This is a genomic window from Desulfopila aestuarii DSM 18488, assembly GCF_900143695.1.
Classification (GTDB): domain Bacteria; phylum Desulfobacterota; class Desulfobulbia; order Desulfobulbales; family Desulfocapsaceae; genus Desulfopila; species Desulfopila aestuarii.
In genome coordinates this window covers 233,397-254,152 of record NZ_FRFE01000004.1, presented here as the reverse complement: position 1 = coordinate 254,152, position 20,756 = coordinate 233,397, and the positions used below count along the sequence as shown (strand labels likewise).

15 protein-coding genes are annotated in these 20,756 nt (G+C 47.8%); 9 read left to right on the top strand and 6 right to left on the bottom strand.

Features of this window, described 5'->3' with window-relative positions; all coding sequences use genetic code 11:
* The first annotated feature begins 545 nt into the window (after positions 1–545).
* From BUF15_RS06130 to BUF15_RS06120, 3 genes are all read left to right on the top strand, one after another.
* Positions 546–2,891 (top strand): cyclic nucleotide-binding domain-containing protein, encoded by a 2,346-nt coding sequence (locus BUF15_RS06130; RefSeq protein WP_073612578.1) that lies wholly within the window; start codon positions 546–548, stop codon positions 2,889–2,891.
* A gap of 75 nt (positions 2,892–2,966) precedes the next feature.
* Complete coding sequence (locus BUF15_RS06125) at positions 2,967–3,992, top strand: tRNA dihydrouridine synthase (RefSeq protein ID WP_073612577.1); 1,026 nt, start codon at positions 2,967–2,969, stop codon at positions 3,990–3,992.
* Between the two features lie 101 nt (positions 3,993–4,093).
* Positions 4,094–4,405, top strand: coding sequence for a phasin family protein (locus BUF15_RS06120; protein WP_073612576.1), 312 nt, complete (start codon positions 4,094–4,096; stop codon positions 4,403–4,405).
* A 4-nt stretch (positions 4,406–4,409) separates the two neighbouring features.
* On the opposite strand, the gene murJ is transcribed toward BUF15_RS06120, so the two are convergent.
* Complete coding sequence (gene murJ / locus BUF15_RS06115; RefSeq protein ID WP_073612575.1) at positions 4,410–5,999, bottom strand: murein biosynthesis integral membrane protein MurJ; 1,590 nt, start codon at positions 5,997–5,999, stop codon at positions 4,410–4,412.
* Positions 6,000–6,397: 398 nt separating this feature from the next.
* Between murJ and fusA the strand changes: the two genes are divergently transcribed.
* Both fusA and BUF15_RS06105 read left to right on the top strand, forming a co-directional pair.
* On the top strand, positions 6,398–8,455 hold the full coding sequence (gene fusA, locus BUF15_RS06110; protein WP_073612574.1) for an elongation factor G: 2,058 nt from the start codon (positions 6,398–6,400) through the stop codon (positions 8,453–8,455).
* Positions 8,456–8,467: 12 nt separating this feature from the next.
* Positions 8,468–8,974, top strand: coding sequence for a MogA/MoaB family molybdenum cofactor biosynthesis protein (locus BUF15_RS06105; protein ID WP_073612635.1), 507 nt, complete (start codon positions 8,468–8,470; stop codon positions 8,972–8,974).
* Positions 8,975–9,064: 90 nt separating this feature from the next.
* On the opposite strand, the gene purM is transcribed toward BUF15_RS06105, so the two are convergent.
* A complete protein-coding gene (purM, locus tag BUF15_RS06100) occupies positions 9,065–10,117 on the bottom strand; it encodes a phosphoribosylformylglycinamidine cyclo-ligase (protein ID WP_073612573.1) in 1,053 nt (350 codons plus the stop codon).
* Positions 10,118–10,437: 320 nt separating this feature from the next.
* Here purM and BUF15_RS06095 point away from each other — a divergent pair, with 320 nt between their 5' ends.
* Positions 10,438–10,638 (top strand): DUF2065 domain-containing protein, encoded by a 201-nt coding sequence (locus BUF15_RS06095; protein WP_073612572.1) that lies wholly within the window; start codon positions 10,438–10,440, stop codon positions 10,636–10,638.
* Here BUF15_RS06095 and BUF15_RS06090 read toward each other — a convergent pair.
* On the bottom strand, positions 10,624–11,862 hold the full coding sequence (locus BUF15_RS06090; protein WP_073612571.1) for a tetratricopeptide repeat protein: 1,239 nt from the start codon (positions 11,860–11,862) through the stop codon (positions 10,624–10,626). The genes BUF15_RS06095 and BUF15_RS06090 overlap by 15 nt on opposite strands.
* Before the next feature lie 174 nt (positions 11,863–12,036).
* On the opposite strand from BUF15_RS06090, the gene mgtE reads away from it, so the two are divergent.
* Positions 12,037–13,419, top strand: coding sequence for a magnesium transporter (gene mgtE / locus BUF15_RS06085; protein WP_073612570.1), 1,383 nt, complete (start codon positions 12,037–12,039; stop codon positions 13,417–13,419).
* A gap of 53 nt (positions 13,420–13,472) precedes the next feature.
* Positions 13,473–14,585 (top strand): S1C family serine protease, encoded by a 1,113-nt coding sequence (locus BUF15_RS06080; protein ID WP_073612569.1) that lies wholly within the window; start codon positions 13,473–13,475, stop codon positions 14,583–14,585.
* Between the two features lie 9 nt (positions 14,586–14,594).
* Here the strand turns inward: BUF15_RS06080 and BUF15_RS06075 are convergent, their stop codons facing one another.
* Both BUF15_RS06075 and BUF15_RS06070 read right to left on the bottom strand, forming a co-directional pair.
* Positions 14,595–15,239: a poly-gamma-glutamate hydrolase family protein gene (locus BUF15_RS06075; RefSeq protein ID WP_073612568.1), complete on the bottom strand. Its 645-nt coding sequence runs from the start codon at positions 15,237–15,239 to the stop codon at positions 14,595–14,597.
* A gap of 18 nt (positions 15,240–15,257) precedes the next feature.
* Positions 15,258–16,799, bottom strand: a complete 1,542-nt coding sequence (locus BUF15_RS06070) for an NAD(P)/FAD-dependent oxidoreductase (RefSeq protein WP_073612567.1) — start codon at positions 16,797–16,799, stop codon at positions 15,258–15,260.
* A gap of 297 nt (positions 16,800–17,096) precedes the next feature.
* On the opposite strand from BUF15_RS06070, the gene BUF15_RS06065 reads away from it, so the two are divergent.
* On the top strand, positions 17,097–18,059 hold the full coding sequence (locus BUF15_RS06065; RefSeq protein WP_073612566.1) for a putative transporter: 963 nt from the start codon (positions 17,097–17,099) through the stop codon (positions 18,057–18,059).
* Between the two features lie 50 nt (positions 18,060–18,109).
* Here BUF15_RS06065 and BUF15_RS06060 read toward each other — a convergent pair whose 3' ends face one another.
* Positions 18,110–20,671, bottom strand: a complete 2,562-nt coding sequence (locus BUF15_RS06060) for a mechanosensitive ion channel family protein (protein WP_073612565.1) — start codon at positions 20,669–20,671, stop codon at positions 18,110–18,112.
* Positions 20,672–20,756: the final 85 nt, after the last annotated feature.

Sequence of the window (20,756 nt, the reverse complement as noted above, 5' to 3'; positions counted from 1 at the left end):
AGGTTTGCGGCACAAGTAGCCGGAACAGACGACTGATGCATTCAGTACGACGGAGAGTGCAATGCAACACTTCCAATGTCGTATTCGTCTGACAAAAAATAACGAGCCGAATCTATGCGAATTTGATCGAAGTTGCAAGAAATAGAGATGCCGATCTGTTCGACAGTGCATTCTCACGTGTGTTTCACCTGTTCTTTACCATGAAAGTGTTGGCACTGCAAAAAATGTCGTTATGGATGATGAAGAAAACAAAAGAGTTGTATAGTAGTGATTGAAGGTGAATCAATAGTTTTTGATTCAGCTCGGGTGGGCGCAATTCAATATTGATATTATGAAAAATATGATATAGTTATGAGCTAAACGTTCCATTTTATGCTAAGAGAATGAAGATATATACTAGGGGTGTATATGTTTTTTTAAAAAACTTGGTTGATTTTGAGACTAAGGCAACATTGGTATAACTTATTAACATACTGATTTTATAGCTATCTTTAGCTGGTTCGTAGTTTTCGAGACTTTAGCGATGTTTCAGGAAGAACGCCATTATGGATATTGAGAGAGATCTGCAATCTGAGGCGCAGCAAAAGGTTCAGGCCCTTTTGAAAAGCGCCGAAGAAATGCGTCGGCAGAAAAGGGTTGCCCATGGGGTTACGGAGCTGACCAATGGCAGACTTGAGCTTTTATTCAACGATGAGCTTGCGGCTGCAATTCCCGAATACCTTTCTGATGATGGCGATGAGGATGCAATCGATACCGCACAGCATTTACTCAAATGCCTAGGAGATGCAAGTATTTCACCAGATCCTGCCATGCGGCTACGCGCGGTTATGATACTCTCGCTTTCCGTTGACCGGGTGGTTGCTACTGAAAATGTTGAATCCATCTGCGTGCTTTCAGAGATTCTTAATGCCTGGTTGGAGCAGGAAACTGAATTTGTACCCGGTTATGAGGTTCTATGCCGGCAGGTGCAGGATATCTGTGCTGTTACGCTGAGAGAGGGGAGGCCAAGGGAAGCAGAGCGAGTGCTGATGACGCTCCATGGCATCAACACCGGTAAGCTCAAACGGAAAAAGTCCATGCGGAGTGTGGCAGCCAGGACTATTGAAAAAATTGCCTTTCCGGAATTGCTCACCATACTTTTTGAGCAATTGTTCACCCTGCAGGGTGAAAAATCTCGGCGCATGGAAAATATCCTGAGGTTACTTGGAAAACCAGCAATCTCAAAAGCACTTGAGCTGCTGGAACCAGAAGATGAAGGGGAAAAACGTCAGCAGCTTATGCATTTTCTCACATCAGCTGGGCGAATGACTCTCAGGGTTTTTGAAGAGGTCATGGAGCAAAACACACGCTGGAATGTTCGTTGTGACATGCTGCAGATTCTCATTGCGATGCATGATGACGGAATATACCCACTAGTGGAACTCAACCTCGTGCATCCCGATATCCGTGTTCAGCGTGAGGCCGTGGAGTGTGTTTTTAAGCTTGGTGGAGAAAACATGGTCCAGAGATTGACCGAGGCACTGTTTCAAGTTGATGATACTTTGAAGAATGTCATTGTCAAAAAGCTCGCTAAGCTTGATAGCCTTGCTATTCGCGATGCCTTGCTCACCCTGCTTGATGAAAAGGTGAGTAGAAGAGACTTTTCCGATGATTTACTACTTTCCTCAATAGTGGTTGCTCTCCAGCCTTACCCCGACACACGTGCACTTATTCAACTTCGCGAATTTAAGGACTATCTTAATAACGGTGTAGGCTCACGAAAACTGCTCCATCTGGTCGATGATGCCCTGCTGATGATGGAATCGGAGATGCGTCACCGACGGCATCGGAAGATAGAGACGGAACAGGTCGGGTTTGCCGATGACCCCGAAGCGATTCGGCAGGCGAAGAGAAAAATTCAGGAAATTGAAAAAGATGTTATTCGTCTTCTTGAAAAAGGAGAGGGGAAGCAAGCGGCGGAACAGCTTTTTCTCCACTGTGTAGAGGCTGCACGCGAAAAGGATTTTGTTACAGCTGAACGGTTACGGGACCGGATACTGGGAGCTGATACCGGTGCTGTCGAGTTGGTGATCGAAGCTGATGAAGTAATCAACTGGGAAAGAAATTCCAAAATTCCAGCTACCTTCTTTGAACTGTGGAAGCCACTGCGTAGCGCAATAGGGGCACGGGAGTTCGAAGCCCTTTATGCAGTGCTGGTTCCGGAACAGTATCAAGATGATGAAATCATCGCCCGGGAAGGTGAACGCGATGACCGGCTGTATTTTATCAATGCGGGTTCCGTGTCACTTGTCTGCTCAACAGGTCCCGCAAAAACCTTTCTGAAACGGTTACAACCTGGATCGGTATTAGGTGCGGAACAATTTTTCTCAATTTCGGTTTGGACGGTAACCGCACGTGCTCGAACCCCGGTCGAGTTGCATTCAATGAGACGACGGGATTTACAAGAGCTTGAAAATCAATATCGTGGAATCTCCGAAAGTTTACAGAAATTTTGTCAAGGCTCAAACTCTGTGCCGGACCTGTTGAAAATGTCCGGAGGTGATCGCAGGGGGGCTGCCCGATATCCAGTCGCAGCGATTATTCGAACTGCACTTATTGATGCGTATGGCGCGGCAGGTCATCGGTCATTTGTCGGTCAATTGCAGGATATTTCTCAAGGCGGGTTCTGTTACAGCATCGGCATTGCCAACAAGGAAAATGCCAGGCTATTATTGGGACGACAGGTTCGTTTTGAGCTCGCGCTTGACGGTGATACTATCCTGACTATAGAGGGAATGGTTGTAGGGATGGACGCGGCAGGAGACAAAAAGGACATGTTTCGTGTGCATGTAAGGATGCTTGAACAGCTATCGCAAGCAGAGGTCCGCCAAATTGTCGATATGATCGGCTGAAATTCTGCTGTCTGCTGCTGTGTTATATTTCTCATTTTTATCTTTTTGCATGCGGTCTCGGGGGGCCGATATCCCATGAGTCGCGATCCGCATTGTCCTGCCGGCTTGAAAATCCGCAACCTTAATATCTCTATTCCACTTGCGTTGGCCCCTATGGTGGGTTTGTCACACACCGCCGGGCGCTCGCTTATTCAGGAACTTGGTGGCGTAGGAATGCTCTATACCGAAATGCTGGCCGCCAAACGTTTGCCCCATGAAAATGCGGAAATCTCACCGATGCTGGTGAAATCGCCGATTGAAAAGCCACTTATTTACCAGATATTCCTCGCTGATGAGAGCCTGGTCGAAGGAGCAATCGTTAAACTTGAAGCCTTGGATGCAGATGGCGTTGACGTGAATCTCGGATGCCCGGCTCCGCAACTGCGACGTAGTGGTTCCGGTGGATTTCTTGCAGAAGATCGACAACTGGTTGCCAGAATAATACGAAAAATCCGCTTATCCACGGAAATGGCATTGACAGCCAAGATACGTCTCGGTCAGAAGTTGGATCAAGAAAAGTTTATAGACTTCTGCAAGATGCTTGAATACGAGGGGGTTGATCTGATAACAGTCCATGGCCGGCTGCATGGAGAAAAATTTTGCCGGTCACCGCGATGGGATTGGATTGGCTATGCCAAAAAGGCGGTAAATATCCCAGTTCTTGCTAATGGTGGAATATTCAGCGTTACGGACGCGAAACGTTGTCTGGAGGTTTCTGGAGCCGATGGGTTGATGATCGGGCGGGGCGCTTTTGAAAATCCCTGGCTTTTTGCGGATATCGCTGTCACTCTTTATGGAATGGAGAACGAAAGACAGATACGATCCCGCGAACAACTGTTTTATCGGTATGTAGAATTGCTGGAAGCCAGATTCAGGCCAGAACGTAGGCTCGGGAGGCTCAAACAGTTCATTCACTATTTTGCACGATCGTTCACTTTTGGGCATCAACTTGCTTCTTCTGTTCAGACGAGTCACAATATGGAAGAAGCAGTTGGAAGGGTCGCTTTGTTTTTCACCCAGACCGACCCTTCAGAATTGTTTTTCGATCCGATATGTGTCTAAAAAATTCATGAGAGTGAAATGATAATCTGTAATTGAAGGGTTTACCAACCATGATAATGATGATGTGAAAACGATGAAACAAATCAATAAAGGAGACAACCATGATTGAACTTATCAAGAAAGCGATGTTTACCGGTATTGGTTTTGCTGCTCTCACAAAGGAAAAGGTGGAAGAACTGGCCCAGGATTTTATGAAACAGGGCAAATTGTCAAAAGAGGAAGGAGAGCAGTTTGTCGATGATATCATGCAGCGTTCAAAGGAAGCGCAGCAGGAAATGAGTAAAAAGGTGGAAGAACTGGTACAGGAAGGGTTGGGAAAAATGCAAGTTGCGAGAATGAGCGAGATAGAGACACTTCGAAGCGAGCTTGCCGAATTGCGGGAGCGGATCAAGGCCCTTGAGGAGAAGGGATAAGCAGTTAACGTTTCAGTCGAGAGCCTATTTTTGCGAGAACCTCAGAAAGTTCTGAGAGACGCATGGCATTCAGCAGCACGATGTAGGTAATGCCAGCCAGCAAGATAATTGTAAAAAGCGAGATCCCCTGCTGGAGAAGATTACCTGTCATCCAGGAAGCGGCAAGGCTGTTCCCTGCATATACCAGTGCCGACATAGTGGCTGTGGCAAAGGTGATTTTCAGGCACCCGCGGGTAAGATAACCAAACGGCAATCCATCCATTTTCAAAGAAAGGATAGTCGTTAAAAACAGGAAGTTCAGCAGCATGGTCAGCGAGGTCGACAGCGCAATGGCCATGTGCTGGAACCTGTCGATGGTCAGGTTGATAAAGATCAGGTTCGTGGCAATGGCTATGAAGCTCGCAATAACCGGATAACGGGTTTTGTTCAGAGCGTAAAAAGCCGGGACCAGGACCTTGTTTGACGAGTAGGCAAAGAGACCAACAGAATAAAGCGACAGAGCTTGTGCGGTGGCTCGGGTGTCTGCCGCGGTAAAAGCGCCGTGCTCAAAAATCAATCTGATGATTGGTTCAGCCAAAAGCATAAGGCCGGCAGTAGCCGGGATGGTGAGGGCCAGCACCATCACCAGTGACGAGACCAGAGTTGCCCGCATTTCGCTGACATTCTTCTCTGCTGCCTGCCTGGCTAAAAGCGGCATCATGGCAATCGAGAGTGCCACACCAAAGATTCCGATGGGTAGCTGTACAAGTCTAAAAGCGTAATTGAGCCAGGAGACGGAGCCTTCTACGCATGAAGCTGCGAAATTCGTGTTGATGAAAATGTTGATCTGGGTTGCCGAGAGGCCAATGGTCGCCGGGATCATCAGTTTGAGAATCCGGATCAGGCCGCTATCCCGCAGGTCAAAACGTATCCGATAGGAAAAACCGACCTTTCTCAATGTCGGCAGCTGTATTCCCAATTGCAAAATCCCACCGACGAGCGTTCCGATCGCCATACCGGCTATTGCCGGTTGACCATACCTGGGCAATAGAAAAGCCAGGCCTGTTCCCGCCACAATTGAGCCTAGATTGAAAAAACTTGAGGCAATGGCAGGCACGAAAAACCTTCCCTTGGTGTTGAGCATCCCCATGACCACGGCAGACAGCGAAATTGCCACCAGAAAAGGTAGCATGATCCTGGTCAAGGTAACGGTGAGTGCTGTTTTTCCAGGGATAAGATCATAATCGGGGGCAAGAAGATGAACGAGCGGCTCGGATAGATAGATGCCCAGAATTGAGATAAGGCTCAAAGCTATTGCAAAGAAGGTCAGCACATTTGAGGCGAGTCGCCAGGTCTCTTCTTTTGTTCTGTTCGTATCGTAATCGGAGAAGACGGTGACAAAAGCGGCGGAAAGGGCGCCTTCGCCAAAGAGGTCGCGGAGAAGGTTGGGAATCCTGAAGGCGACCACGAAGGCGTCGTACGCAAATCCTGCCCCGAAAAGGGTAGCGAAGACCTGCTCGCGAATGAGGCCTAGCACTCTGCTGCACATGACCGCAATGGAGACAACCCCTGCAGAGCGGGCGATGGTGGTGCTGTTGCCTGATGATTGTTTCAATGTATTTAACCTTCTGGAAATTCGTTGCACAATTTTTCCGAAAGGAAGATACTCCGTCTCAGGTAAATTTTCCAGCTATAGATGTGAAAATAAAACAATCTCATGTTCATGAAACCGAATTTCCTCGCAAAGCCTCACCCTCTGTCGAACATGCTTGACTTTGTCTTTTGAAATTGAATATATGAAGAGTCTATAAGACAGGTAGCTGCAAACGATGCGTTCAATAACGGTTGCAGTTTATGTTGAACTGCCGGTTCTTACAAATTATGCCAAAGTTTGAGGTGGAGTTCACCCAGCAAGGCATAGTATGGTTTCCCGCAATCGGCGGAAAAAGTGTAATTATGCGTTCTGGATGTTTTGGTGAGCATTGAATAACCTTCGATTTTGAGGAGATACATATGCAGGACACAAGCAAGGTCAGAAACATCGCAATTATTGGACATGGTAACTGTGGCAAAACTTCCCTGGCTGAGGCGATGCTGTTTACCGCCGGCAAGATCAACCGACTGGGAAAAGTTGATGAAGGAACCTCGGCCCTTGATTATGAAGATGAAGAGATCAGCCGCAATATTTCCATTAATACCAGTTTTCATAATTACAGCTGGAATAAGCACGACGTCTATCTCATTGACACCCCTGGTGATGACAACTTCTTAAATGAGACAGTTTTTGCCTCAGATATCTGCGATGGTGTGGTGTTTACCATTGGTGCAGTACTTGGTGTCAAAGGACAGACCATCAAATTTGCTGAAATCGTAAAGGAAAAAAATCTGCCAACGATGATCGTGGTCAATAAGATGGATCGCGAGAGGGCCAATTTCAACAAAACCATGGATGAGATGCGCGAGTCGCTTCCCATTACACCGACCGTCCTTCACATGCCGATTGGTGCTGAAGACAGTTTTAAAGGCTTTGTCGATGTTATCAGCGGGAAAGCCTATTTGTTTGAAGGTGATAAAGGCACTTTTACCGAGGGTGAAGTTCCCTCTGATATGGTCGATGATCTGGCCGGTTATCGTGAAGCCTTGATGGAGAGTGTTGCTGAAACCGACGATGATCTGATTGAGAAGTTTCTTGAAGAAGGCGAACTGACCGAAGAAGAGATGCTTACCGGTCTGAAAAACGGTGTGGCCAAAGGTGAGATTGCCCCGGTCTGTGTTTGTGCCGCAACCAAGAATCTCGGTACCGCTGCAGTGCTTGACTGTATCAATAAATATATGCCGTCACCGGCCGAGCGGCCTGTAATGATTGGCACCAATAAGGCTGGCGAGACTGTCGAGCGTATTCCTGATGCAAATCAGCCATTTTCAGCCATGGTTTTCAAAACAATGGCTGACCCTTATGCCGGTCGTCTCACCATCTTCAGGGTGTTTAGCGGTATCCTGCAAGGAGATCATTTCTACAACTCTACCAAGGATGAGTCTGAACGTTTCGGTCAACTCTATGTCCTGGAAGGCAAAGAACAGAAACCAGTGGATAAGGTTGGACCCGGTATGATTGTGGCTGTTGCCAAACTGAAAGAGACCGCTACCGGCGATACCCTTTGCGATGCGGCCTCACCCATCATATACGAACCGACGAAGCCGTTGTCTCCCGTTATCACCTTTGCTGTCAGTGCCAAAAAGGGTGACGAAGAGAAGGTGTTCGGTTCCATCTCCAAGATGCTCGACGAGGATCTTACCCTGAAAATGGAACGGCAGCAGCAGACCAAGCAAACCCTTATTTCTGGTATGGGTCAGACCCATCTTGAAGTAGTTGGCTCAAGAATCAAACGGAAATTTGGGGTAGAAATGGAACTCTCCAAGCCGAAGGTGCCCTATATGGAGACGATCCGTGGTAGTGCCAGGGTTCAGGGTAAACACAAAAAGCAGAGCGGCGGCCGAGGTCAATTCGGGGATTGCTGGGTAGAGATTGAGCCTTTGCCAGGTGGAGGCTATGAGTTTGTAGATAAGATTGTTGGTGGAGTTATTCCGCAACAATATAGGCCGGCCGTCGACAAGGGTATCCAGGAAGCCATGGAACGCGGTGTTTTGGCTGGATATCCTGTTATTGATGTGAAAATCACCCTGGTTGATGGCTCGTATCACACCGTCGACTCTTCAGAGATGGCGTTCAAGATAGCCGGATCCTTAGCTTTCAAGAAAGGCGCGCAGGAGGCTGGTTTGGTCTTACTGGAACCCCATGTGAATATGGAGATTCGAGTCGGCAAGGATCATGTCGGCGATGTCATGGGCGACCTGAATTCGAGACGTGGTAAGGTTATGGGGATGGATTCCGATGGGCGTTCTGAGATCATCAATGCTCAGGTTCCACAGTCGGAAATGCTCTCGTATGCAACCGATCTTACGTCAATGACCGGTGGATTGGGAACTTTCACCTACCAGTTCTCCCACTACGAAGAGGTGCCGTCTCATATAGCTGATAAGATTATTGCTGAGCGGGCTGAAGACGAATAGCAGCGAATGACCATGGAACAGAAAACTGAAAAATTCACGTTCGCTGTTGTCACTATGAGCGATAAAGGTTCACGGGGCGAACGTGAGGACACCAGTGGTGCTTATTTACTCAAGACTCTTACCTCCGAAGGTTACATTCAGGTTTCCTACATTATTGTTCCGGATAATGTCCCGGTAATTACCAAAACCCTGATTGAGTTGGCTGATAAGGAGCAGGTTGCACTTGTTGTTACCACTGGCGGCACCGGTGTCGCACCCACAGATGTGACACCTGAGGCGATGCAGCAGGTAATTGAAAAAGAGATCCCAGGCATGGCTGAAGCTATGCGGTACGAGAGTATGAAAAAAACGTCCCGAGCCATGTTATCTCGGGGGAAAGTCGGAATTCGCGGGGCAACTCTGATTGTAAATCTGCCTGGAAGTTTGAAGGCGGTGAAAGAAAACCTTGAAGTGCTGTTGCCGGTTTTGCCCCATGCCCTTGAAAAAATCCGAGGCGATGATGGGGATTGCGGCCGCTAAAAGTTACCTCTGTAAATGAAAGGAAAAAGCCCGAATCGGATAATAGACCGATTCGGGCTTTTTTATAAATTCTGTGTTGGGAGGAAACGATCAGAAGAGGAGCTCGACCTCGGAATCTTCCTCTTCTCGTATGGCAATCTCGCCAATGATGAAGGGTTTCTCGCCGACAGCAGCAAAATGGTGGAGAATGTCGTTGGCTTTCGTGTGATCAACAATGGCCATCAAACCTATACCCATATTGAAGGTGCGGTACATCTCTTCAGCAGGAACATGGCCCTTGTCTGCCAGAAATGGGAAAATTGGCGGTGCCTCCCATGCCTTGGTGTCAATGATCGCTTTATAGCCTTTTGGCAGCACACGCGGGATGTTGTCGATAAATCCACCGCCGGTGTTATGGATCATACCGTTAATTTTGTAGTTCTTTAAAACGTTGAGAACCGATTGCACGTAAATGCGGGTCGGCTTGATAAGCTCTTCGCCAAGGGTGCAGCCGAGTTCATCGATATACTGGTCGACGGAGAGCTGTTGCTCCTCAAAGCAGATTTTACGAACAAGAGAAAAACCATTTGAATGCAGGCCGCTGGAGGCAAGGCCGATAATAGTATCACCTACCCGGACATCTGAGCCGTCGATAATAGCGTCTCGCTCGACAATGCCGGTGACAAAACCGGCCAGATCATAATCGTCGTTTCTGTAAAGGCCGGGCATCTCGGCGGTCTCTCCACCTACAAGCGAGCATTTTGCCTGGCGACAACCTTCGGCAATGCCCTTGACCACCTCCGTAGCAATTGAAAGATCGAGACGCCCTACTGCAAAGTAGTCAAGAAAACAGAGTGGCGTGGCTCCGCCGACAATGATATCGTTGACACACATTGCAACAAGGTCGATACCGATGGTATCATGCTTATTGCACATATGAGCAATGGCGAGTTTAGTCCCGACCCCGTCCGTTGAATTCACCAGCACCGGTTGGTGATATTTGTTGGTATCAATGGCGATCAGGGAGGAAAAACCACCAATATCATTAAGAACACCGGGGCGGTGGGTTGAGGCTACCACCTCTTTGATTTCCTTGACAAAAGCATTGCCCTTGTCAATGTCTACTCCGGCTTCACTGTATCTGGACGTGTTGGTCTGAGTCATATTCTGTCGAAAGTTAAGAAAATGTGTTAAAAGCGGTCGGCACTATAGATGTTATTTAAGCTTTTGTGCAAGAAGTATCGTTTCCACGAGTGGAGCTAATTCTGATCGTGGCACAATTACTTCCTGGATCTGGGCAAAAAGAACATGTACAAGAGAGCCGGTAGGTGCTTTGCGAAGACGATATTAGATGGCTGAATTGTATTCATTCGAACAAAAAAAAGCAATTGAATTGCTTCGTCAGGGATTTCCGCAAAGATCATTCATCGGTTGTTCAATCGCTGGACTTGCAATATTATTTTCACTCTGGTAGAGAGCTTTGCATGAAACTCCTTGTTCTTCTTATTGGAATGGTACTGGTGTTGGAAGGCATGCCATATGTTGCTGCGCCAGAAGCAATGCGGGAATGGCTTGCCAAATTGAGTAAGATGCCTGTTTCTCAACTGCGCGCTTTTGGTCTGTTTGCCATGGTGCTCGGCCTCATTATCTGTGCTGTTGCTCAGAATACGTCAATTCTTGACTGAAATAGCATTCCCTTCTTTTTGCTTCTGGAGAATCCAGATAAAGCCCTTGATCCAGCCATCCCTTTCCCGGCGAAGTTGTGTGGGGCTAAACTGGAGCACAGACCAGCCGTGTTTCTTGACGAGTTCGAGAAAGTATTCAGGACTATGAGCAATACGTCCCGAAGGCTGCAGATTGAAGGGCGCTATATCGCCTGCTTCAATAGAACCGCAGAAAATGGTGTCGGGCTCCGTTTTGCCGCTTACTTCCATGATGATTGGCGCAAGGTCCCCAAGATAGCCGAAAACATCGGCTGCCAGTACAAAGTCGTATTGACGATCAATCCGGGTTAAGGCTGTGGCGATATTGTCAACATAGAGATCTCGGTATATGTTCTTTTTCTCAGCAATCGCTATCATTTTTGCTGAAAGATCGACACCATCAAGGTGCTCGACAATATCTCGAAACGACTCGCCACTTAAGCCTGTCCCGCAGCCAAGGTCGATCCCTTCATTAAAATGTTGCGGGCAATCTGGTAGATTGACCAGCACTTCACGCAATGAGAGGGGGACGTGGTATTCAAGATTGACGACAAGGCTTTGTTCGTAATGATCTGAGTAGCTGTCGAAGAGGTCCCGGACATAGGATTCGGATGGCGCATCAAACGTGTCGCCCAAGAGTGCAGCCAGCATGTGCCTGGCGCTTTCACGTTCGGGGTCGAGTTCCAATAGTCTGCGGTAATAGCGGATCGCGTTTTCCGTATCTCCGGTCAGTTGATACATATAGGCAAGATTGCTGAGTGCTGATTGATGTTCCGGCTGCTGTTGGAGAAGTTGACGGTACTGGTTAATTGCCATTTCGTCCTGTCGGGTTGCACGATAACAGCTGGCCAGATTATAGATGGCATCAACATGGTCCGGCTCTATGTCTATCAGTTTGTGGTACGAAGTGCAGGCATCGTCAAACAGCCCGCATTCCCTTTGACACAGAGCCAGGTTGAACAATGTGTCCGAATCGAATGGATTGCCTGCATGAGCTTTTGCAAAAGAGCTAAGCGCATCTTGAAAGTCATGAAGTTCGAAATGGACGAGGCCCATGTTGTAGTGGAGGAGGGGCGCGTCGACATATTCGAGCAAGGTCATGTAGCCTGACTTTGCTTCGGCGAGATGTCCTTGCTGGTGGTCTTTGCAGGCTTGTTGAAACAGATCGTTGAGTTCTTCTGGGGTGAGTGGTGGCGACTGGTGCATGGTGATACGGTAAATCTTTTTTTAGGATTGCATGAGGACAGTCACAAGGGTCGGAAAATGGATTGACCAGTTCCTGTGAATGGTTGTACGATATAAAATTTGTGCCAATATACCTCGAATTCATCAGAAAACAAGGCAGGATTATGCATCCTGCGCTGACTGCCGGTAGTGAATATGGAAGAAAAAGGTAAACGCGAACTCATCGGAAATGAAGGTCAAGTCATCCTTGACATGGTTCGTCGCCTCAATAGACGTGGTGCAAATGAGCACCTGATGAAGCTTATCACCAAGACCCATCCTGCAGATATGGCATGGGTTTTCAGGCATCTGAATGATGAAGAGCGAACCAAGGTTTTTAATATAATCGCTCGAACCGATGAGGTCGGTGAATTTTTAAGCGAACTCGATTCAGCTCTGGTCATTGATCTCGTTCGTGAGATGAGTGGGCAGGTGATGGCAGACATCATCTCGGATATGCCTGCCGATGATGCTGTCGATCTCCTCGAAGTCCTGCCGGAAGAGGTCGCCGAAGATATCCGCGAGCACATGGAGAAGAAGGACCGGGAAGAAGTAGAACAGCTTCTCCAGTACGACCCGGAAACTGCCGGTGGCCTGATGTCCACCGACTTCATGAGTCTTGATGAAGAGTTGAGTGCCGGCGAGGCCATTGCATCAATTCAAAAACGCAGTGAGGAAAAAGAGATGGTATTCTATCTCTATATTACCCACGGTGAAGACAAGCTTGCCGGGGTAGTGTCTCTGCGTGAACTGTTGATGCACCCTCCTCATCGTCAGCTGAAAAACATCATGAATACCAATGTCATCTCCGTGACTACCGACACGGAACAGGGTGAGGTTGCTCATGTTGTCTCCCAGTACAACATCCTGGCTGTGCCTGTTGTCGACTCGAGTTATAAACTGGTTGGTATAGTCACGGTCGATGATATCATTGACGTTATCCGCGAGGAGGCCACCGAAGAGTTCCTGCAGATGGCCGGTGCAGGTAAGGATCGTGAGATTCTGCTGAAGTCGACAAAAGAAAATGCCATGTTACGAGCCCCTTGGCTCTTTGCTTCCTGGATCGGTGGCATCCTGGCCATGTTTATTATCGGTGCATTTGAAGAAGAACTCAGCAAGGTATTGGCTCTCGCCTCATTTATTCCTATCGTTATGGGTATGGGGGGGAATATTGCGACCCAGTCTTCGACCATCATTGTCCGTGGTATTGCCACTGGCCGGGTGAATATCAACGATTTTCTGCGGATAATTTTCAAAGAAATGCGGGTCGGCATGATCCTTGGCGTGATGTATGGGCTCTTTCTTGGGGTGGTCGCCTATCTTGGCTTTGCTGAACCTACCCGCCTTGGGCTGGTTGTCGGGTTTTCCATATTGTTTTGTATGACTATGGCGGCAACGCTTGGAACACTCATTCCGTTGGTCTTGAAACGCTTCGATATTGATGCGGCGATAGCCACCGGCCCTTTCGTCACGACATCAATCGATATTCTCGGAGTCTTGATGTATTTCTACATCGCGAAACTGTTTCTGCATTTGTAGAAGGCCATTTTCTTCTAGGCTCTGGCTTTAACGACAGACGATGAAGGTGAAATATGTCTGGCAAAAATCCTTTTGGACGAATCTCTCCCTTTGCAGTTTTTCTTCTTATTGGTATCGGTCTCTGGCTGTTATTCAATCCTTTTCAGCGGAATATTCTCAATCCGGATGCTGAGCCTCGATCGATAACCGCCAGAGGTGATCTGGCGGCCGATGAGAGGAACACCATAGAGATTTTCCGAGAGAATTCTGCTTCAGTAGTCTATGTGACCAGCATTGCCTTGCGCCGGAGTTTTTTCGCATTGAATGCTGTGGAGATTCCACAGGGGACCGGCAGCGGTTTTGTCTGGGATAGAGATGGCAGAATCGTCACCAATTTTCATGTAATTGAGGATGCCAACAGGGTACAGGTGACCATGGCCGATCAGTCATCGTGGAAAGCGGTGCTGGTTGGTGCTGCACCTGACAAAGATCTGGCGGTTTTGCAGATCACAGCTCCATCCCAACAACTCAGGCCCATCACAATTGGCCGTTCGGAAGATCTGCTGGTAGGTCAGAAAGTCTTTGCCATTGGCAACCCTTTTGGCCTTGATCAGACCATCACCTCAGGGATTATCTCAGCCTTGAATCGAGAGATTAATAGTGTCACAGGTCGCTCAATTCATGGGGTGATTCAAACGGATGCCGCCATCAATCCAGGCAACTCAGGCGGTCCCCTCCTTGACAGCGCAGGCCGGCTGATTGGAGTTAATACCGCGATCTACAGCCCGTCAGGAGCCTACGCAGGCATCGGTTTTGCCGTGCCGGTTGATGAGGTAAATCGTGTTGTTCCCCAACTTATTCGCCACGGAAGGATGATAAAGCCTGGCCTCGGTGCAAGTCTAGCCGATGAACGGGTTGCTAAACGACTCGGAATCGACGGGATTCTCATTCTCAATGTTGAAGAGAGCGGGCCAGCGGCCATTGCCGGATTACGGCCGACTACCCAATATCGTGGTGAAATAATACTGGGTGATATCATTACTGGAATTGCCGGTAAAAAAGTCCGCAGTTATAACGATCTTCGCGACGTGCTTGATACTTTTAAGGTCGGAGATGAGGTGGCGGTGACGGTCAACCGTGAAGGCCAGTTAGTCGATGTCCTTGTTCGACTGGCGCCAATCAACTAATTTTTGTTTTTATTTCAGTGAGCTATTCCCACAGTACCCATCGTTTGAGAACGAGATCTCTTTGAGAATTGCTCTGATGGTTTTGACCAGAGTAAAAAAAAGGGGAGTCGAGTGACGGGTGGAACTTGAGTTCAGTGGTATAATGAGCAAATCGCGTAATCCGCGCGAAAGTTCCATTTGAACGCCTTTACCACTTTTACCTCGGTTGCAGAGATTTTCCGGGTGGCATCCGCGCAGGTTACCAGGTACGGCCTCTTGAACTGGCAGCCCTGTATCCCGGAGACTGTCAAGCAGCCTCAACAAGACTCTCTCGTTTCGGCCGCCGAGGAAAATCATGGGCTCATTGCCCCGGCAGCCGTGAAGCGTGATCACTGTGGCAGCGGAATGGATAACTTCCAGTGCCCTGGGATCGTCAAAGAGACTACTGGTCAGATGAAGTCTGTGGTTGCCAATTGGTTTTATTCCCCGAAAACCGTAAAAGCCGAAATCTGTTCCGGCTATAACATCAGCAATAGTGAATGTACCGGGTTCAATCCTGCCTCCATGGGGGGCGATGATGGCAAGAGGAGATGGCGTTTGACGTACTTCGACAATAAAGTCTCTTCCTTCTTGCTCTTCCTCGGAAAGTTCAAGAAAGCTTCGATAGTTGTCCATGGCGATATCCTTTGCGGGTCAGGTTCCAGTGTTCCTGATTATAGCCATGGCGGTGCGAATGCCATCTACGCCGCTTGAGATGATCCCGCCAGACCAGCCGGAACCTTCTCCGGCAAGGTACAGATTGATAAACCCCTGGCATCTTCTGGAATCGTCCCGAAGCGTCTGGAGTGGCGAAGATGTTTTGCTTTCCAGACCAAGAATGATGCCAGTCTCAAATCCCTTCAGTTTACGGCTGAATACTTTCAGGCCATGGGCGAGGGAGTGACTTACCGGCTGGGGCAACATGTCCCAGAGTGGAGCTGGATCGAGACCGAGGGGATAACTGGTATCAGAAGATCTCTTGGGCAGTTTTTTATCGATAAAGCCAGAAATAGTGGCAAATGGAGCCTGGTAGCGGCTCGAGTGTTGATAGAACTTCTGTTCAAGTGTACCCAGCCAGTCAAGGGCCTCTAAAGGCGAAACGACTTTACCTAAGAGTTCATTCAGGTTGACTCCGGCGACGCAGGCAGCGTTGGCGAAACGACCGTCTCTTCGATAGCGGCTCATGCCGTTGACGATATTGGTATCGCTGTAGGCGGTGGCTGGAACCACTGTGCCGCCTGGGCACATGCAGAAAGTAAAGACTGGTAGACAGTTCTTCTCGCTGGCTGTCAGTCGATATTCTGCCGCTTTGACACCGGGCAGAGCCGGTCGGCCCCATTGCGCTGAATTGATGAGCTCCTGGGGGTGTTCGATCCTGCTGCCAATGGCAAAATTTTTGGTCCTGAACTGCACACCCCGTTCTATTAACATGCGATAGGTTTCATGGGCAGAATGACCTGGGGCGATCAGAACCACATCGGGATCAAAACCTCCGGCTGTCGTTGCTGCACCAACAACCCTGCCATTATCGATATGGAGGTTTGTGAGCATTGTCTCAAAACGTATTTCACCACCGAGATTTTCAAATTCACGACGGAGCTTGACCACGATATGGCGCAGGTTGTCGGTGCCAAGATGAGGGTGAGAGAGGTAGGATATTTCTGGGGGAGCTCCTGCCCGAATATAGCTCTCAATGATAAAGTTTTTTTCCGCGACGATATTTTTGGTCCTCGACGTAAGCTTACCGTCTGAAAAGGTTCCGGCCCCACCTTCGCCAAAGGCGTAATTGCCGACGGTACTAAAGACCCCGGATGATTCGAATTGTTTTATACTGCTGGCTCGTTTATCTACCTTCGCTCCCCGTTCGATCAAGAGGGTGCGAAATCCTGCTCTTTGCAGGACAAGGGCACCGAAGATACCGGCAGGGCCACTGCCAACAACCAGGGCGGTACCTGGGCTTTTCAGGGTTGGAATTTCTAGTACAGGCTGTGGTGCTGGGCTGATATCCGGCAATGCATCTGCAACCGCACCGATTTTGATCAGCCAATGGATATTACTTTTCTTTCGTGCATCAAGGCTTTTACTTTCGATGGTGTAGCTGAACTCACGTATACCGAGTTGTTTGCTAATTGCTGAACGAAGCAGATCCTCGGTGTAGTCCGTGGGGAGTTGAAGTGTTATTTCCTGAAATCCCAAAGTAGTGTCTCCCAATGTGGTGATAAAGGTGCAGTGTGGGGATATGTCGGTTCAGATGAGAGTGTTGTGCTGCTGTTTTTACTAATAGCACAGAATGGTGTAAAGGGTGAACTATTGTAGAGTGATATCTGCGGTGAGGTGGTATTGCTGATCGGGCTGGCAGCTTCAAAATGAACATGCTAGAATGCCGAGCTTGCTTGTAAAATGTAGAAAGTAACAAAAAGTCGCATGGATTACAGAGGTAAAATGTTGCCTTTGCGAACCGGCAACAGATGAACGTCAGTAAAGGACAGATACATGTTTCGTTCGTTTTTCCGATCACGTCGGTGGTTCTGGTGGGCCTGGGGCGGTGCTGTTGTGCTGCTGCTAGCCTTGTATGTGCAGGTTGAATTAACTGTGAAGATTAACACCTGGTATGGAGGTTTTTACAATATCCTGCAGGAGGCGACTAAGCACAAGGTCGATGAGCTGTGGGCGGAGATGATGAAGTTTGCCTATATCGCCTTTCCGTATGTTTTCATCGCAACAGTAACGGCATATTTTACTCGAATTTATGCTTTCAAATGGCGGGAAGCCATGACCTTTTCCTATGTGGCGCGATGGCAGGGAGTTGAGGAAGAGGTGGAGGGTGCAAGTCAACGTATCCAGGAGGATATTTACCGTTTTGCTAGGATTTTTGAAAGCCTTGGTCTACAGGTGGTGCGAGCACTGATGACCTTGATTGCATTTTTACCGATTTTGTGGGGCCTCAGCAAAGGCGTTGATCTTCCCTACATCAAGGATATCCCTGGCAGCTTGGTCTGGGTGGCATTGCTGGTCTCGTTAGGTGGCCTTCTTATTTCATGGTTCGTGGGCATAAAACTGCCGGGCCTGGAATATAATAACCAGAAGGTGGAGGCGGCTTTTCGGAAAGAACTTGTGTACGCCGAAGACGACAAAATCAATTATGGCAAGACCGAAACATTAGTCGAGCTGTTTATCGGCCTGAAGTTGAACTATAACCGGTTATTCCTCCATTATGGCTATTTTGATATATGGGTAAATTTCTTTGAGCAGTTGATGGTTATTGTGCCCTACCTGATAATGGGGCCTGGGCTTTTTACCGGGCTTATTACCCTTGGCGTTCTGGTCCAGGTTTCCAATGCCTTTAGTAAAGTCCGTGAATCGTTTTCCATTTTTATCGCCAACTGGACGACAATTACCGAACTTCGCTCAATCCACAAGCGCCTGCGTGAGTTTGAAATCAACATCGGTTATTGAACTATGCAGGAGCCATGCACATGCACAGTTCCTGGAGCAGTTTGACTTTTTTAAGCAACCTTGGTCTGTTCCGGATTTTCTGTAGGAGAATCCGGAACAGCTGGTTCAGCAGGTGATGTCGACTCTTCTATTTTTACCTCTTTCTCCAGCTTTCCTTGAAGTGCTCTGGCAGCCGCTTCAGTGACTGATCTGATATGCAGGTCGGTCTGCTGGAACGGTATTTCGATGTTGTTAAGGGCAAACTCGCTCTCAATCGTCTGGTTGAGTTCACTGGTGGCGGTCATTTTATCGAGATATTCCGGTATCCAGAAACGTAATTCGAAATCAAGAGAGCTTGCCCCAAAAGCCAGGAAAAGTGCTGCAGGCTTCGGTGTGCTCAACACCATTGGATGAGACTCAGCACAGCTATTGAGTATTTCAAGAACCTTGCTTACGTCGGTACCATAAGCAACACCTATTGGAATTCTGACGCGCACTTTTCGTTCGGCCAAGGTCCAGTTGGTGACCTGGCCGGTGACAAGATCCGCATTTGGTACGACAATCTCGGAGTTGTCAAATGTCTGAATAATGGTAGCACGTAAGCCAAGGTTTTTCACTTCTCCCAACTCTGTTCCAACCTGGATTGTATCACCAACCTTGATAGGTCTTTCAAACAGCAGAATAAGGCCGCTGACGAAGTTGTTGACTATGGCTTGAAGACCAAAACCGATACCAACACCAAGGGCACCGCCAAGAATGGTGAGCTGCTGAAGTTGAAAACCCAGGACTTTTAGTAAAACTAAAAAACCCAAGGTTAGGATGGCATAATGAACAAGTCTGGTGATCGAAAGCTGAACCCCTTTTTCTGCTTTATAACGAGGTAATACTTCACTCAGCAAAAGAGCCTGGATAGCGCGTGAAAAGAGAATAGCTCCGTAGAGTACGAGAAAAATAGTTAAAATGAAGCCCGGCGAAACATGAAATCCTGCAAGATCAAATCCCATATTGCTGAGCTTATCCATGGCGATATCCGCCGATGGGTATACATCCCAGATGACAGATACGAGCCCTATTGCCAGCATCAGGTGCATTAACGCCAAAAATGGTTGAATGCTTTTTACAATAACCGGGATGTTTGCACGGATAATGTCCAAGGGGGCAAGTTTTAACAGCAACTCAAGCAAACCTGATATGAGATGAAACATCATCCAGACAACCAGGCAGATTGCTATACTGGAAATGATTGTCGAGAAAAAGAAGATGGCGAATTGCTCGTAACCTGCAAGACTGGCAACAACCACAATAGCAGGCAATACTCCCCATAAGTTGCGAAGAACGCGTTGAAAGGTACTGTGGCATTGGGCTTTGAGTTGGGTGAAATATATGATCAACGCGGCAAAGGAAGCACCGAAAACAAAAAGCAGCATCAGGATTTGGGGGAGTTCCAGGCTGGCCAGTATCATGATGACGATCATATAGAGTGATAATCGGATAAAAACAATCCGTTTCCATTCATCATCAATGGATTTACTGACAAGCCTCATCACCGCTAACACGGTAAGTATATTGATGATCAGGTTCCACTGGTTCTCAAAATTGACGTTGATCTTTTGAATAAAAATAGCATAAGCCGCCGTAGAGAGAAATAAAGCAGTGCCGAAGGGGCAGGTGGCAAAAGGGTACCAGCGAGAGGAAGCAAGGACATAGTGCCTGCTTATGGCTATCACACAACACAAAATTATGAAGAGCAGGCATCCTATCACAATGAAGCGGAGGTTTTGATAAATCAGCGTATTGTGTGCTGTAACAAATCGCTTAACATTTGCGTACACATCCACAAATAACTGGAGGTTGATCTGTTTGTAGAAATCGAGGGAAAGGAGTGTTGGGAAGGTTCGTTCTGAGCGACTCTGAAGGAATTGCTTGTCAAGAGATCGAAGATCCGCCTTTATCGACTCGAGTTTTACCTGCAGATTGGCAAAGTCCGCCCCGGCGGCTAATGTTGGAACAAGATTGGATTCAATGAGTTGCAGAGCCTGTTCAATAATTTTTCCGAGATCTTGGTTCTTATCCATGGCAAGAATTGGCGCTAGGTCTTCCTGCTCTGAAAAAGAGGCAAGCTTTTCTTTATTCACCAGCCATTCATTTCGTTTAGCAGAGAGTTTTGCGACAATCTCAGCAAGTAAGGTTTGGAGATCAGATACCTGTGTTTTAAATCTGTTGAGTTTTCTCTGAAACCTGTCGATTTGCATTTTCTGCAGATATGGTGCAGTTCTGGCGGTTACTATCTCCCACTGGAGGTCATGAATGTCAGCAGTTATCGCTTGAACATGAAGACTTGCCCGATTGTCTAGACTATTAGATCTAAGTTTGTTTTGCAGATCGATAAAATCTTTTGGCAGGACTGCAGACCAGGTGTAGAAATTAATGAGGGATGTTTTCTGCTCATTACTCAGCAATGTTTTCTGGTCGCTTTGTGTTGATGATGCTGGCGGTGCGGGCGAGCCCTCCTGAGAGGTTTCCGCAGCTGTAGGCAGGTTCGGCTCTTCCGCTTTAGCTACATTCGAATAAGGTTGTAGAAGGTGTAGTAGTAAAAAGATTGACGTCGTCAGAAAAAAAAATACTTGCTGCATCAGATTTCCCTTTTTGGAAAAAATAGCTCAACCTGTGATTTCAATAATCCCGTATGAAACTTTTTCCCGATCCTAACTTTTTCGT

Coding starts and splice junctions, on each gene's coding strand:
- BUF15_RS06130 (WP_073612578.1), top strand. CDS start 546: ATGGATATTGAGAGAGATCTGCAATCTGAGGCGCAGCAAAAGGTTCAG.
- BUF15_RS06125 (WP_073612577.1), top strand. CDS start 2,967: ATGAGTCGCGATCCGCATTGTCCTGCCGGCTTGAAAATCCGCAACCTT.
- BUF15_RS06120 (WP_073612576.1), top strand. CDS start 4,094: ATGATTGAACTTATCAAGAAAGCGATGTTTACCGGTATTGGTTTTGCT.
- fusA (WP_073612574.1), top strand. CDS start 6,398: ATGCAGGACACAAGCAAGGTCAGAAACATCGCAATTATTGGACATGGT.
- BUF15_RS06105 (WP_073612635.1), top strand. CDS start 8,468: ATGGAACAGAAAACTGAAAAATTCACGTTCGCTGTTGTCACTATGAGC.
- purM (WP_073612573.1), bottom strand. CDS start 10,117: ATGACTCAGACCAACACGTCCAGATACAGTGAAGCCGGAGTAGACATT.
- BUF15_RS06095 (WP_073612572.1), top strand. CDS start 10,438: ATGAAACTCCTTGTTCTTCTTATTGGAATGGTACTGGTGTTGGAAGGC.
- BUF15_RS06090 (WP_073612571.1), bottom strand. CDS start 11,862: ATGCACCAGTCGCCACCACTCACCCCAGAAGAACTCAACGATCTGTTT.
- mgtE (WP_073612570.1), top strand. CDS start 12,037: ATGGAAGAAAAAGGTAAACGCGAACTCATCGGAAATGAAGGTCAAGTC.
- BUF15_RS06080 (WP_073612569.1), top strand. CDS start 13,473: ATGTCTGGCAAAAATCCTTTTGGACGAATCTCTCCCTTTGCAGTTTTT.
- BUF15_RS06075 (WP_073612568.1), bottom strand. CDS start 15,239: ATGGACAACTATCGAAGCTTTCTTGAACTTTCCGAGGAAGAGCAAGAA.
- BUF15_RS06065 (WP_073612566.1), top strand. CDS start 17,097: ATGTTTCGTTCGTTTTTCCGATCACGTCGGTGGTTCTGGTGGGCCTGG.
- BUF15_RS06060 (WP_073612565.1), bottom strand. CDS start 20,671: ATGCAGCAAGTATTTTTTTTTCTGACGACGTCAATCTTTTTACTACTA.